We start from the raw sequence: 13,621 nt of genomic DNA, 5'->3' as shown, positions 1-13,621 counted from the left end.
ATTCACCTTGAATTTTTATACCTTTTGAGAAGGGATGAGAAGTGATTTGATAGGTTATAAAGCGTTGTTATTTGATTTAGATGATACTTTACTAGATAGGGATAAGGCAGTAGAAAAACTATTTTTTATTCTTTTAAAGAAATATTATGAGGATACAAATGATTCAACAAAAAAAGAAATGTTACAGAAATTCAAAGAATATGATCATAGATCTTATGGAGTTAGTGATAAAACAAGAGTGATAGAATCACTTTTTGAGGAATTTCCACCTAAATATAGATTGCCGCACAATTATATTCTAGAATTTTGGGATTATAATTTTCCTCATTGTTTTTCAATAGATGAAGGTATTATAAGAATCATAAATAGGATAAAGAAGCACGTTAAAGTGGCAATTATCACAAACGGTTCGACTAAGAGACAAAAAGCAAAAATTATGAACACGCATTTACATAATTGTTTTGATATAGTCATTATTTCTGAAGAAGTGGGCTTTAAGAAACCTGATAAACGCATATTTGAATTAGCATTAACCCAGCTGAATGTGCAGCCGGAAGATGCATTATTCGTTGGAGATGACTTAGAAAAGGATATTGGCGGCTGTCAAAATGCACATATAAAGGGGATGTGGTTTAATCCTTATAAAATTAAGAATGATACTGGAATAAAACCATATGCTGAAATCAATTCTTTTGATACTTTATTAAGTTATTTTCCATAACAAGTTGCTAGGGAAATCCGACTCGGCAACTTTCAACTTTGAAAATAATGTATAGAAATTGAATTCACGGTAAGTTGTTTAACTATGTTATTCATTAGGCTTATTTTATTTCTTAGGAGGGGGATTTGATTGCATACAGAAATAACGTTCAGAATGGCTGCTGAAAAAGATTTAGAGTCCATTGTTGCGATGCTTGCAGATGATGTGTTGGGAAGTGAACGTGAGCGTTATGAGCATCCCCTTCCTACTAGTTATCTAAAGGCATTTGAGGCGATAACATCTGACCCTAATAATGAGTTAGTAGTGGCTTGCGCTGGCAAGGAAGTGATAGGGGTACAACAAATTACTTATACACCATATATAACACATCAAGGTGGATGGAGAGCTACTATTGAAGGGGTGAGAACATCTGCTTCTGTAAGAGGAAAAGGTGTTGGGACTGAACTAATAAAATGGGCCATTCAACGTGCAGAAGTCCGGGGATGCCATTTGGTACAACTAACAACTGATAAAAACAGACCAAATGCATTAAGGTTTTATGAAAAGTTAGGTTTTAAAGCAACGCATGAAGGTTTAAAGTTAAAACTTAATTTACTAACCTCCTAATGTGGTGTGTTAGCCAGTATTTCATTGTATCAGGTAGATCCGATAGTTAAGGAGAGGTAAGAAGGGAGTTATATGAAGAAGATATTTATATTAATCTTGTTCGTTATTATAATCGTTATAGGCTTTAATATGTTTTATAATGGGTTTTCTAAAATCGAAGAGATAACCATGCAAAAATATGACGAAGCATTTGAATATGGAAAAACTACCAGTGATAAACGAAAAATAGCCGCTGTCACAGGAATATTGAATAGGGCAAATGACCTTAATGAGACCTATAAACTTGCAGGTGAACCAACATACAAGATTCAACTTATCTACAAAGATAAATCTAAGGAAGCTATTGATGTCTTAGAAAATTTTGATAAGGAAGAGACTCTATTAAGTAGTGATAAGAATGGTTATTACAAAATAAGCGATAATCAAACACATAAGCTATTTGAACTCTTGTTGAACAAATAGGGGCGTAGTTTCTAAGGAGGTACGGAGTGGTAAAGACAAATAATAAATCCATAGTTTCATTAACTTTAGGAATATTAGCTATAATCGTCCCTTACATTGGCATAATCCTTGGTATTATAGGAATCTTTATTTCATCTAAAAGTATTATAGAAATTGAGCGTTCAAATGAAAGGGGTAAAGGGTTAGCTATTACAGGCAGGGTCTGTAGTATCGTAGGGATATGTTTTCAGTTCCTTCTCATTATCCTTCTGCTCTTGTCAATCAGTGTTTATTTTATGATTGACTAATAGATTGTTTTTACTGAAAAGGTGTTAGGGAGGCAACATTTTTTTTATGTAACTAGGCGGCTTATTATTAACACGCTAAATCATTAGATGCAGTGTAAGGAGAGATGCAATGCTGACTTTAAGAGCTGGGTATGGTCTAGATTCTAATGGATTTATCGTAAGCGATGTTAGTATAGATAAAATTGATCGTGTCTACGTCCCTTGTATTCAAGAATCTGTTGAAAGTCTTAAAAAATTGTTTCCTCTTCAATTGCATAGTGTTTATTTGTACGGGAGCGTAGCAAGAGGGGAAGCGGTTGCTTTTAAATCAGATTTGGATCTTATTGCGATGTTTGATGGCAACGTTCAGTTAGCTGAATTAACGAAACTTGCTGGAGCTCTGTCTCAAAAGTATTGTTCTTTGGTCCGCGAGGTTGGCATAGCAGTTGGAGACTACAACTATACAATGGATCCCTCCAATTATTACGAAAATGCTTTTCTTAAGGAACTCTGTGTTTGTGTCTATGGAGAGGATGTAAGAGAGCAATTTGGTCCGTACAAGCTTACATCAGAAATAGCCATTCGCTTTAATGGTGATATTGGTGAGGCTGTTACTCGGACGTTAGAGAGGATAAAATCTCCTTCTAATGAAGATTTCAAAAGATTTTCACATGTCTTCGCTCGTAAACTCATTCGTACATACTATTCAATGGTCATGGTGCGTTCTCAGATTTGGTCAACACGACTTGGTGAGCAATCTGAAGTCTTTCTCCACTACTTCCCAGAGAAAGAATCGATTATTCATACCCTGTTAAATTGGATAGATGAACCGCCGACTGAACGTCAGGCGGTATATGAGATCGTAAAGATCGAGGGTGAATGGGCTCGTCAAAACTTTACAAATGAAGCAAGTATTTTGGTTTAAAACGAATATCAGCTAGAAGGAGTGATTATGATGGAATATATAATTTTAGGAGTATTATTAGTCATCATTTTTATGCTGTATGACAAGCTTACTAAACTAGAAATGCGTTTCAAAAGTATGAAAGCCACATTAGATCAGATCGCTCTACAAGTAGAAATACCTGAGCATCCAATCAATGATGAATTACGTAAACTTTTAAAAGAAGGAAAGGACGTTCAAGCTGTTAAAAAAGCAAGAGAGGTTCTAGGGCTGTCATTACTAGAAGCTAAGCAGTATGTAGATGCTTTATAAGCTGGCCGCGAATTCGCGGTCGTTTAGTGCGAAAGATTCTAATCATTTAGTATAACTAGTTTAATCTTTAGCGAATCCCCTTTCGCTATTAGAACCTGTTAGATCTATCAAATTCTAAAAGGAGTGAATCCAATGTAAATCGATCTTTTATATTCTCTAAAAAACAAAAGGGGATGTTTACATTGGAGAAGTCTTTTAAACGATTGGTATCAGGTCAATCATTTGCTAACGCAGGAGATGTTTTTTATATTGTTGCGCTCATAACAAGTGTATACAATGTAACAAATTCATTATTTTATGTTTCACTGGTTCCTGTAATCAATATGCTTGGTGGGTTTTTAGGCGGTTTAGCAGCGCCGCTGATTATTGATCGTTATAAGTTGAAATGGATTTTGGTTCACTCTCAATTAGGTAAAACATGTATCTTGCTTGTACTCACATTATACGTATCATTCTTTTTATCGTCTGATACGTTTATGGGGATTTACTTCATTATATTCTGTATCACCTTTTTAGATAGTTTCGCTCATCCCGCAAGCAGTGCGTTAGTACCGCAGCTGGTTTCAGATGAACATTTATTTAAAGCAAATAGCCTTATGTCTTCAGTCTATCAATTTATTCAGATGGGTGGGTGGGCTGCAGGGGGGATATTATCTGCGTTTTTACATGCTAATGGGCTATTAATGCTGACTTTTAGTTTATATGTGGTTTCTACATGCTTACTGGTATTTGTTAATGTCAATGAAACGAAACAAGCGGAAGAACGATTAGTTAAGGGAAGTAAAATGACTTCCATGTTAGAGGGCTGGAGAATCATCTTAGAAGATAAGAGGCTGCGAATTCTTCACCTACTTCTGTTTTTTGGTTCGCTAGCAAGTCCAGTTTGGGTGTCCTCCATTTTACTTCCTTTTATCGACCAAAGGCTCCATGTGGGGACAGAATGGTGGGGGTATATAAATACTTCCTTATTATTAGGGTTATTTCTAGCTGGAATCCTTGCTTATCGGCATGCTGATTTCATTAATAAGCATAATCAGAACGTGTTATTGCTTGGAGGCTTTATGGTTTTTTTGATGACCTTTTTATTTGGAATGAATGAAATTCCAGTCGTGGCGCTTTTACTTATAGGGATATTTGGTTTATTCGAAGAACTAAGGATGATTTCGATTCATACAATCATCCAAAGTCTAGTGAAGGAAAAACGTTTGGCAAAGGTATATGCCGTACAGAGTTCTTTAAACATGATGACCTTCGGACTATCAACGCTGATGATGGGAGTCGTGGGCGAGCGGTATAGTCTAATGGTTGTCTTTATGGTTGCCGCAGCCGCATTATGTGTGTCGTTTATTACGCTCATCATCTCTAGAAAATATGTAGTACTGTCCATCGACGATGATGTTGAAAACCAGTTGTAAAGGATTTAGACAAAAGCCAACGATTTCGTTGGTTTTTTGTTTGTTCGATCGAAACAATATTGAGAAGATAAATACATCTATTGAAAAGCAAAATGTGGTAGTAATTGAGCTTTTGCAAGAAATTCGAGATAAAAAATGAGGGTGTTTCAAAAGACCGCCAAAATAAGCGGCCCTTGATGTACTTCGTAACTTAATAATCTAGCAGGCGTCCATAATCATGCCATTGTCCATACATTTTATTTTCTTTTGTGTTTTTGATAAATTTGTCTAATCGACTCTTCATTAATTCCGGCTGCTTTTTATTGCTTTGTATCGTGTCGATTCGAACTCTTTGATAAAGAGCTGGAAATCCCTTGAAATTCTCATATACTTGCGCATCTTCTTTTAGCCTTTGCTCGATTACTTTATCTAGTTTAAACGAAACGAGATCCAAGGCAGGTAATACCATTCTTCCTTCATCGTTCATTACCCCTAACGTTTCGAGGCGGCGGACACGTTCTTTATTCAATTCAGTCCATGAACTTCCTTTACGCCTAGGAGACAGTCTCTGCAAGAGTTGCGTTTCAGATCGTTTCTTTTTTACTCCATCAATCCATCCAACACACAAAGATTCTTCTACCGCATCCAAATAGAAAAGCGTATCTGGTCTGGGCATCATACTGATAACTACCCAACAAGATGTTTCAGTCTTCCCATTTTCCTGCAGCCAATCCCTTAATTCATTTCTCGATTTAGCTGGTAGTAAATTCTCCATTTCCATAAATAAATGATCATCTCCTTTCAGTCAAAAAGGCTGTAGAAGTACCGACCTTTTTATCCTATTCTTTATCTCGAAGATTTACAGTTATACGGGTGTTCATTCACGTCATGCTCCGTTATCCAATTAAATCGATTTTGCAGGTTCCTGATACCAAAAAAGAGAATAGTCATTCATGGTAGATGCATGGCCCAATTGGCGCAGCATGGCCGAAACATTGCCGCGGTGGTATGTGCCATGGTTGACCACTTGCAGTACAATTTCTGCTAATTGAATGCTGCGTGTTCCAGCGTACGGATTTTCGAGCTCAATGGTTTGCTCTAAGTCGTCTTGGCTTTGGAACCATAATTTGTATTGTTCTGCTAACTCATTAAAGGCAATCACGAATTCATCTACAGAGTACCTAAGGGTTTCTTGTTGAAGTGGAAGGCACGCTTCCAGCGCCTTCGGCATACTGACACCACTTAGAACTTGCAGCCAACATTTTTCAATCGCGTAGATATGCGCGAACGCTTCGGCGATGGTAGGAAACGAGGTGTTTACTTCTTGTTGCAGTACTGAGGACGGGAGTTCCTTGATGCGTCCTAAGAGAGTTTGAGTAGCCCATGCATTGTAATTGTACATTTTTTCCGGATGATTCATTTAAATCGTCTCCTTTTAATTTGTATTTGTTTTTGGTTCTGTCTTTATAATATAAAAAGAAGTATGACAACTGTCTGTCATACTTCTTCATAAAGTTGAAGCGTTTTTTGAAGTTTTTCTTTTATGATTCCACGCAGTTCGAACGGCTCAAGGACTTCGACTCCGCTGCCCAAACTCAGTAGAAACGACAAAAGCCATCGAGCTTCCAACGGCTGATAAACGGGGATGCGCATGGTCAAACTTCCATCGTCATGAAATTGTTTATCAGCCTGGTGAAAATGATCCATTGCTTCTGCTAATGCCTTCGGTCCCACCCGAAACACCACTTCGCTCACCTGATCTTGCCGTAATAAATCCGTTTCTTTTGGCGCATCGTGATGGGGTTGAAAGGTTTCCTGTGTCAGGGAGCAATTCATCATCCGAGATAATCGGAACTCTCGATAATCTCGTCGTGTTCGGCAAAAACTATAAATGTACCAATTGCTATATTTAAAATGAAGCCTTATCGGTTCTATATCCCTTGTTGTTCGTTCGTTTTTTGCATTGATGTAATCAAAACAGACGACTTTACGTTCCGTAATGCCCGCACGTAAATGACGTAGTGCATCGGGATCTGTACGGAGGGTTTCTAAATCCACTGCTAAACTTGGAGTCTGCGGCGATGTTCCAACGGTTTGAAGGCGTTCAATTGTCCCTTGCGCACGCTCATCTTCAAACACGGTGGAAAGACTGCTAAGCACGGTGATCAGAGAATCGACATCATACGAACCAAGCAAGCTTTTATCCATCTTGTATCCGTCCATTATTCCATATCCGCCTTTAATCCCTTGATGAGATATGACCGGAATCCCAGCAGCGCAAATCACATCGATATCCCTATAAATGGTTCTTTTGGACACTTGAAATTCTTCAGCAAGCAATGATGCAGATAAAACTTCGTGGTTCAGCAGTTTGTAAATCATTGAGATCAATCGTTCTAATTTCATATCTATCCCCGTCCATATCCTAAATTATTTCTTGATTAAATGACACCAAATTTCTTTAAAGCATATTCGATTCCGTCTTCATTCGACTTTTTCGTTACGAAATCAGCCGCTTTTTTTAGCTTTTCACTCCCGTTTCCCATCGCTATGCCAAGTCCTGCTATTTCGAGCATGTCGATGTCGTTCTCTCCGTCACCAAAGGCTATCGCTTCATGTGGATCAATCGCAAAGAACTCTAAGACCTTTTTGATGGCTAACGATTTTGAGACATCTTCTTGCAGTACATTCAGCACATAAGGATGCCATCTTTTAAAGGTTAAATGCGGAAATCGGTGTCTATATTTCTCAACTTGTTGGTCTGTCGCAAACAAACACATTAAGTATACCTCTTCATGATAGATTAATTGGTTGATAGAGGGATAGTCCGTTAAAGACAATGTTTCCTTTAATGCTGAAGAAATGTCCGGATTCTTTACCCCATTCATGCAAAAATCTTCTGTGTAGAAGGAAAGTCCATGTTGTTCTGTTTGTGCAAAGTCAAAGACTGCTTGAATAATCTGTTTATCCAATGCCACTTTATGAATCACCTTGTGATGGTGCTTCACATATCCGCCATTTGCGGTGATGAACGTATCAACACCCAATTCTCTAATTTCTTCGCACATCGATAAGGGCCTGCCAGTCGCTGCCACGACATGAATGTCTTTGGTTTTTAATGTTCTAATCGCTGCTTTGGTCGAATCTGAAATACTGCCGTCTTCATGGTGTGTAATTGTTCCATCCACATCTAAAAAAACAATCTTATAATCCATGTAAATCTCCTTAGTTAGTCGTATAATTGAAATCGTACCATAAATTAACTGTTTTTTTGAAATTTATTGAAAAAACGTATTATACTGAGGCGATTTCATAAATTTTAAACTTAGAGCCCCAAGGGTTTTGAAACGCAAAAAAAGGAGTACATCCCCAAAATGTCGAAATGAGTAAGTGACGAACAAACTCTAAGACTGGAGGAAGACTCCCTATCACTAGTATACGACAAGGAAGCCTATTTGACCTGCAAGAACTTTTTGATTTAGAACCTACCCAACGTTATGAAGCCATTATTTCAGCGATTGATCTGGAATTGATTTTCCGCGAAGTGAACGAAAATTCACGATTTGGAGCACCTGTCGAACTTAACTATGCCGCCATGACCAGCTCTATGTGTGTTCGAATTGTTGAAAGAATTCCTACGATAAAAAACTTAATTAAACGGTTAAATCAAGATTTCTTATTTAAGTTAGAATGTGGATTCCTAGTCTCAGACAAGACGCCATCTGAGGCAGCTTATTCTAGACTCTTAACCAAGTTGAGTGAATCCAATGTGCTTGAAAAGGCTCAGAATTCTCTGGTTTATCAAGCCATTACGGAAGGTTTTATCTCAGATGATACAGTGGCCATTGATGCCACACATTTCGAAGCAAGTGATAAAGCGCCTTTAAAAACGAACAGCCTAAAGCTGAACCGAAAAAACGAGGACGCAAGTTCAAAATAGACCGTAAAAGTTGGTTAGTGGCAAAAGCTGAAAAAGAAGCCACTCTTTCTGTCTTCGAGAAGAAAATTGAAGCTCAGTTACCTAGTCCTTTGATTGAACTTCGTTCTTCGGTCCGACAAGACCCTCAATGGGGAGTAAAGAAAATAGCGAAGGGAAAAATGTCTTTTGGCATGGATACAAAGCTCATTTAGCAGTGGGGACAAAAAGTCAATATATCCTACAATCCCTATTTTCTTCTGGAAATTTAAATGATGGAAATACAACCATCCCTTTATTAAAAGGGATTCACGAACTCGTGCCTCTATCAACCATTCGATTTCATACAATGGATGCAGGGTATGATTTCGAACCCATTTATCAACAAATTCATGATAGGGGTCATCGCGCGATTATTGCGTACAATAAGCGAAATGAGCCAGAACCGATAGGTTTTGATAAACACTTTGCCCCAACCTGCGTACGAGAACATTCTTACCGATACGATAGTTTCGATGCCAAATACGAAACCTTAAAATATACCCGGCCAAAAGAGTGTAAAGGCTGTCCATTGGCCCATGATCATCTATGTCAAAAGATATTCAAAATGAAGATTACAACGGACCTTCGTAAATATTCAGCTCCTGCTCGAGGATCAGTAGCCTGGAAAAACTTATTCAAAAAACGGACAGCTGTTGAACGAGTTAACGCCTATTTAAAAGGGTATTTCCAACTTGATAACGTTCGGTATCGCACAGGTAAACGGGCGAAAATTCATTTAGATATCGTCACGATGGTATATAATGCCTCAAAGTTAGCATGCGATCGCTTAAATGTATTACTAAAACAACAAGCAGCTTAATGAAAAAATTTTCTCGAGACCTATAGAATTCGGTAAGTCTATTTTTTTTCAGAAAAAGCAATTATGACATTACTTCAATCATTTAATAATTCCGATAAATAGAATATAGGCTGTAAAATATATTGGATATGTCATTACCTAAATCTTATTAGGTGGATGGAAATGCCAAGAACAGGCTTTTTAGAATTTGCTTGCAGATATGAATAGAATAATGTGTTAAAATAAAGATGGAAAAGTTCATACCATCCGTGCCAACGGAAGAGGTTCTTAGCGACCCTCTTAAAAAAACTAAGGAAAACAGTGCTGCTTTCTTAGTAGCGCTGTTTTTTTGTGGAAAAGGGGAAAACAGGTTGATGAAAGACGAAAAAGCGGTAGTTGTGTTCAGCGGGGGACAGGATAGTACAACGTGCTTGTTCTGGGCAAAGCAGCAGTTTAAAGAGGTTGTGGCGGTCACCTTTGATTATAATCAGCGTCATCGGCTGGAAATCGATTGTGCCAGACAGATTGCAAGCGAGCTTGGAGTAGAGCACCATATCCTCGATATGTCCTTACTCAATCAATTGGCACCTAATGCGCTGACGCGGGATGATATTGCTGTGCGTGAGGGCGAAAACGGGGAATTGCCGTCGACCTTTGTACCTGGCAGAAACTTGCTGTTTTTATCTTTTGCGGGCGTTCTTGCCAGTCAAATCGGTGCCAAGCATATTATCACCGGGGTTTGCGAAACGGATTTCAGCGGATATCCAGATTGCCGAGATATGTTTATTAAGTCACTAAATGTGACCTTGAATCTATCAATGGACGCCTCGTTTGTGATTCATACACCACTGATGTGGATCAATAAAGCCGCAACGTGGAAGCTGGCAGATGATTTGGAAGCACTTGAATTTGTCCGTACAAAAACGTTAACCTGCTATAACGGGGTAATAGCTGACGGCTGCGGCGAGTGCCCGGCATGCAAATTAAGACAAACAGGCCTTGATGAGTATTTACTTAGTCGAGGTGAGTGTTGATTATGTATGGCTTTAACATTGTCGATAAGCTGCAGAAAATAGATGAAGATATTACGAGAAAAGAACTTCGCTATCATAAGAAGCGTGTTCTGGTGAGTAAAGAATTTACCTTTGATGCGGCGCATCATTTACATTGTTATGAAGGGAAATGCAAGAGTCTTCATGGGCATACCTATCGGGTTATTTTTGGTATCAGCGGGTTCGTCGATGAGCGAGGATTATTGATTGATTTCGCCGATATTAAAGCGATTTGGAAGCAAGAAATTGAAATTTCCCTTGATCATCGCTATTTAAATGAAACGCTGCCGTTGATGAATACAACGGCGGAGAATTTAGTCGTTTGGATTTATGAAAAAATGGCAAAAGCGATCATCAATCGGTGTGAACAATACAGCGGCGCAAGGGTTGAATTTGTCCGTCTCTATGAAACACCGACAAGCTATGCCGAAGCAACAAGGGAGTGGATGGAGTCATGAGTACAATCCCGGTCATGGAGATCTTTGGTCCGACGATTCAAGGCGAAGGCATGGTTATTGGCCAAAAAACGATGTTTGTCCGTACCGCCGGCTGTGATTATTCCTGTGCTTGGTGCGATTCGGCATTTACCTGGGATGGAAGCGACAAGAACAGCATTAAGCAAATGGAGCCAACGGAAATTTGGGAGAAGCTGCAGGTGCTCGGTGGCAATGGCTTTTCAATGGTGACTATTTCTGGTGGTAATCCGGCGCTATTAAGAAATTTAGACGGTCTAGTCCGACTGCTTAAGGAAAAATCAATTCAGATTTGTCTCGAAACCCAGGGCAGCAAATGGCAGGAGTGGTTTGGAGAGATTGATCAGTTGACGATTTCACCGAAGCCCCCAAGCTCGAGGATGATCACCAACTATGAAGTGTTGGATACAATTCTGGAAAAATTGGAAGCAAGCAAGAATCACGTCAGCTTAAAGGTCGTTGTTTTTGATGATGCTGATTATCACTATGCCAAAAACATTCACAGGAGATATCCTGAGGTTCCTTTTTATTTTCAAGTAGGCAATGAGGATGCAGCAACACTAGATAATAACGAGCTTGTTCACTCACTATTAATCAAATATGAACAATTAATTGAGAAAGTCATCAACGACAACGACCTGCGAAACGTCAGTGTCCTGCCCCAGCTCCATACATTGGTATGGGGGAATAAAAGAGGAGTGTAACACAGTGAAGCCGGGTACTATTTCCTTCGGGAAATGATCCGGCTTTTTCTGATATAGACGCTATTTTCACAAAAAAACCACCCGAATTCGGATGGTCAATTTAAATCATTTAGCGGCACTGGTTACCAGACGCTGCGGAGTATTATATTAGCTGATGAATAGTTAACTACAGATACAGGAAATCAGATGTGGGATGCCGATTTATTTTTTATTGCAATCCTTGGAAAACCTTCTGATACATCTTATAGGCGTTGAACCACAGATATTTGCAATTAATGGGGAAATTCATATCTTAAATGCCTGTTTTAATTAAGCTTTTCATTTATCAAAAATGGAAAGGCCAGTTGACATTGTCTACTGGCTTTTTCTAATGCATTCTGTTAAAGCCGAATACGATGACCAATATAGCCTCGATGAAACCGTGTTGGATTTAGAGAGTATTCGTTCAGCATTGAACTTGGAAAAGTGGGCGTTTGCAGGTCATTCTACTGGAGGGATGCTTGCGTTGAAATATGCTATTCTCAAACTCGTCATTAGATAAGATCATTGCTGGGGGTGCCGCAGCAAGTGTGGAATAGGGGGTAGATCCAAGCAGCATCTACTGTCCGTAAAATCCCAACTACGAGCGGATTATTGAGATAATGGATTCATTAAATGACGGACAAACACCGATTGAAGAGCGACGGAAGATGAGCAGAGAATGGGCGCTGTTTATATATTCAGGAAAGTATTTATTTTCATTTTGCTTATGTTAGCTCCATTAGCAGGTTTATCTCTAATGTTTCCTAGTATTAGATTCTTTTTTAGTACATGGCTTAAAGAATTAACCGGCCTTGTATTTTTACAAAGTGTACATGCTCTATTAATTTTCATGTTCATCCAAATCTCTCAATTGCTCCCGGGCGAAGGTGGGGTTTTTATGAAAATGGGGATGTTATTATTTTTCCTACCATTAACTAGTCTAGTTCTAGGATGGCTTAAGTTATCAGATTCAGCAAAAATGAGCAGTGTGATGACTGGAACAGCTTTTGCATCCATTGGAGCGGTTGCTCGTGGGGTACAGGGGCAATTACACGAAAACAATAAACCAAGTAAACAGTCCCAAGAATCACTAAATCTTAGTAAAGATGATAATAATCGAACAAAGATTAGTAGTTTAGCAACAGGAGAACATTCAAAAGGATGGGCTAGCACGAAAAAAGCAGTAGGTGTCACAAGAGCTATCGTTGGAGGAATGGCAGGAGCCGTAGCCGGCCCCATGGGGGCTAGGATTGGTTCAGGATTAGGCGGTTCACTGTCTAAGGGTGTTTTGCAAGGTTCAAGGAATCTAGCTGCAGGTGGAGTGGGCATAAAGGATTCTATTAAATCAGCTAAAGGAACAGATGGTTTCAAAAATTCCATGAAAAATATCCAAAACCGGAGAGAGTTTTTTGGAAATATTGGTGAATCGGTTGGTTCCATATTTGGTAAAGGAGAGTTTGGGCGTAGTGTTGGTCATGGATTGAGTGGAGTTTCTAGGCAAAGAATTGCTAATTCTAGTGAACTAGGTGGATTAAACGGACAGACTCTATCCGGCTTGAGTCAGCTTTTCCCTGGGGGGAATGTTCAATGGATGCAAAATAATCAAGGAAGTGCATTCTATCGTCCAAGTGCCGAAGGGATGGAACAAATAAGCCCACTAGGTGCTGCTGATACCAGTTTACGAGATGGCGAGAATCGTATGGTGGACTTCCGTTTAAATGGAGACAATCCGCTGAACACACAATCGACTGGAGCTTACGAAATGAATAGAAATATGGGCGATGGGATATCTACTTCATCTCCTTATCTATCAAGAACTTCCGACGCCTATCAAATGGGAAGTACGGGTGACCGAATTCAAGATTCTCGTTTTGATTCATCTTCCATACAACCTGATTCCTATTATAAAGCAGGACTGAACGGTGCAGAAACAAGGAACGGAAGTGATC

At 39.0% G+C, this 13,621-nt stretch carries 15 protein-coding genes, 2 pseudogenes and 1 riboswitch; of the genes and pseudogenes, 13 read left to right on the top strand and 4 right to left on the bottom strand.

The window, feature by feature from the left end; all coding sequences use genetic code 11:
* Positions 1–46 precede the first annotated feature (46 nt).
* From WYK_RS04110 to WYK_RS04080, 7 genes are all read left to right on the top strand, one after another.
* Positions 47–721 (top strand): HAD family hydrolase, encoded by a 675-nt coding sequence (locus tag WYK_RS04110; RefSeq protein ID WP_235782435.1) that lies wholly within the window; start codon positions 47–49, stop codon positions 719–721.
* A gap of 129 nt (positions 722–850) precedes the next feature.
* Entirely contained in the window at positions 851–1,327 is a 477-nt protein-coding gene (locus tag WYK_RS04105) for a GNAT family N-acetyltransferase (RefSeq protein ID WP_152526400.1), read from the top strand.
* 72 nt (positions 1,328–1,399) lie between these two features.
* Positions 1,400–1,789: a hypothetical protein gene (locus tag WYK_RS04100; RefSeq protein ID WP_040373327.1), complete on the top strand. Its 390-nt coding sequence runs from the start codon at positions 1,400–1,402 to the stop codon at positions 1,787–1,789.
* A 26-nt stretch (positions 1,790–1,815) separates the two neighbouring features.
* Positions 1,816–2,076 (top strand): DUF4190 domain-containing protein, encoded by a 261-nt coding sequence (locus WYK_RS04095; protein WP_040373326.1) that lies wholly within the window; start codon positions 1,816–1,818, stop codon positions 2,074–2,076.
* A 109-nt stretch (positions 2,077–2,185) separates the two neighbouring features.
* Positions 2,186–2,980, top strand: a complete 795-nt coding sequence (locus tag WYK_RS04090; RefSeq protein ID WP_040373325.1) for a nucleotidyltransferase domain-containing protein — start codon at positions 2,186–2,188, stop codon at positions 2,978–2,980.
* 27 nt (positions 2,981–3,007) lie between these two features.
* Positions 3,008–3,271, top strand: a complete 264-nt coding sequence (locus tag WYK_RS04085) for a hypothetical protein (RefSeq protein WP_235782434.1) — start codon at positions 3,008–3,010, stop codon at positions 3,269–3,271.
* Between the two features lie 182 nt (positions 3,272–3,453).
* On the top strand, positions 3,454–4,686 hold the full coding sequence (locus WYK_RS04080; protein WP_051387301.1) for an MFS transporter: 1,233 nt from the start codon (positions 3,454–3,456) through the stop codon (positions 4,684–4,686).
* A 190-nt stretch (positions 4,687–4,876) separates the two neighbouring features.
* Here the strand turns inward: WYK_RS04080 and WYK_RS04075 are convergent, their stop codons facing one another.
* From WYK_RS04075 to WYK_RS04060, 4 genes are all read right to left on the bottom strand, one after another.
* Complete coding sequence (locus WYK_RS04075) at positions 4,877–5,446, bottom strand: YdeI/OmpD-associated family protein (protein WP_040373323.1); 570 nt, start codon at positions 5,444–5,446, stop codon at positions 4,877–4,879.
* A gap of 123 nt (positions 5,447–5,569) precedes the next feature.
* On the bottom strand, positions 5,570–6,085 hold the full coding sequence (locus WYK_RS04070; RefSeq protein ID WP_040373322.1) for a DinB family protein: 516 nt from the start codon (positions 6,083–6,085) through the stop codon (positions 5,570–5,572).
* A 77-nt stretch (positions 6,086–6,162) separates the two neighbouring features.
* On the bottom strand, positions 6,163–7,071 hold the full coding sequence (locus WYK_RS04065; protein WP_040373321.1) for a helix-turn-helix transcriptional regulator: 909 nt from the start codon (positions 7,069–7,071) through the stop codon (positions 6,163–6,165).
* Positions 7,072–7,106: 35 nt separating this feature from the next.
* Positions 7,107–7,880, bottom strand: a complete 774-nt coding sequence (locus tag WYK_RS04060) for a Cof-type HAD-IIB family hydrolase (protein ID WP_040373320.1) — start codon at positions 7,878–7,880, stop codon at positions 7,107–7,109.
* Positions 7,881–8,092: 212 nt separating this feature from the next.
* Between WYK_RS04060 and WYK_RS04055 the strand changes: the two are divergent.
* From WYK_RS04055 to WYK_RS04035, 6 genes and pseudogenes are all read left to right on the top strand, one after another.
* Positions 8,093–9,443, top strand: a pseudogene (locus tag WYK_RS04055) (transposase).
* Between the two features lie 254 nt (positions 9,444–9,697).
* A riboswitch (PreQ1 riboswitch) is annotated at positions 9,698–9,741 on the top strand.
* A gap of 55 nt (positions 9,742–9,796) precedes the next feature.
* On the top strand, positions 9,797–10,456 hold the full coding sequence (queC, locus tag WYK_RS04050; protein WP_040373329.1) for a 7-cyano-7-deazaguanine synthase QueC: 660 nt from the start codon (positions 9,797–9,799) through the stop codon (positions 10,454–10,456).
* Positions 10,457–10,458: 2 nt separating this feature from the next.
* Complete coding sequence (gene queD, locus WYK_RS04045) at positions 10,459–10,932, top strand: 6-carboxytetrahydropterin synthase QueD (protein WP_040373319.1); 474 nt, start codon at positions 10,459–10,461, stop codon at positions 10,930–10,932.
* Positions 10,929–11,651: a 7-carboxy-7-deazaguanine synthase QueE gene (queE, locus tag WYK_RS04040; RefSeq protein WP_040373318.1), complete on the top strand. Its 723-nt coding sequence runs from the start codon at positions 10,929–10,931 to the stop codon at positions 11,649–11,651. Before queD ends, queE begins: the two co-directional genes overlap by 4 nt.
* A gap of 370 nt (positions 11,652–12,021) precedes the next feature.
* Entirely contained in the window at positions 12,022–12,192 is a 171-nt protein-coding gene (locus tag WYK_RS25440) for an alpha/beta fold hydrolase (protein WP_235782433.1), read from the top strand.
* 378 nt (positions 12,193–12,570) lie between these two features.
* Positions 12,571–13,621, top strand: a pseudogene (locus WYK_RS04035) (hypothetical protein); the annotation flags it as partial.

This window comes from Peribacillus psychrosaccharolyticus ATCC 23296 (genome assembly GCF_000305495.1).
Classification (GTDB): Bacteria; Bacillota; Bacilli; order Bacillales; family DSM-1321; genus Peribacillus; species Peribacillus psychrosaccharolyticus.
This window is presented reverse-complemented; position numbering and strand designations above follow the sequence as displayed.

Coding starts and splice junctions, on each gene's coding strand:
- WYK_RS04100 (WP_040373327.1), top strand. CDS start 1,400: ATGAAGAAGATATTTATATTAATCTTGTTCGTTATTATAATCGTTATA.
- WYK_RS04090 (WP_040373325.1), top strand. CDS start 2,186: ATGCTGACTTTAAGAGCTGGGTATGGTCTAGATTCTAATGGATTTATC.
- WYK_RS04085 (WP_235782434.1), top strand. CDS start 3,008: ATGATGGAATATATAATTTTAGGAGTATTATTAGTCATCATTTTTATG.
- WYK_RS04075 (WP_040373323.1), bottom strand. CDS start 5,446: ATGGAAATGGAGAATTTACTACCAGCTAAATCGAGAAATGAATTAAGG.
- WYK_RS04070 (WP_040373322.1), bottom strand. CDS start 6,085: ATGAATCATCCGGAAAAAATGTACAATTACAATGCATGGGCTACTCAA.
- WYK_RS04065 (WP_040373321.1), bottom strand. CDS start 7,071: ATGAAATTAGAACGATTGATCTCAATGATTTACAAACTGCTGAACCAC.
- WYK_RS04060 (WP_040373320.1), bottom strand. CDS start 7,880: ATGGATTATAAGATTGTTTTTTTAGATGTGGATGGAACAATTACACAC.
- queC (WP_040373329.1), top strand. CDS start 9,797: ATGAAAGACGAAAAAGCGGTAGTTGTGTTCAGCGGGGGACAGGATAGT.
- queD (WP_040373319.1), top strand. CDS start 10,459: ATGTATGGCTTTAACATTGTCGATAAGCTGCAGAAAATAGATGAAGAT.
- queE (WP_040373318.1), top strand. CDS start 10,929: ATGAGTACAATCCCGGTCATGGAGATCTTTGGTCCGACGATTCAAGGC.
- WYK_RS25440 (WP_235782433.1), top strand. CDS start 12,022: ATGCATTCTGTTAAAGCCGAATACGATGACCAATATAGCCTCGATGAA.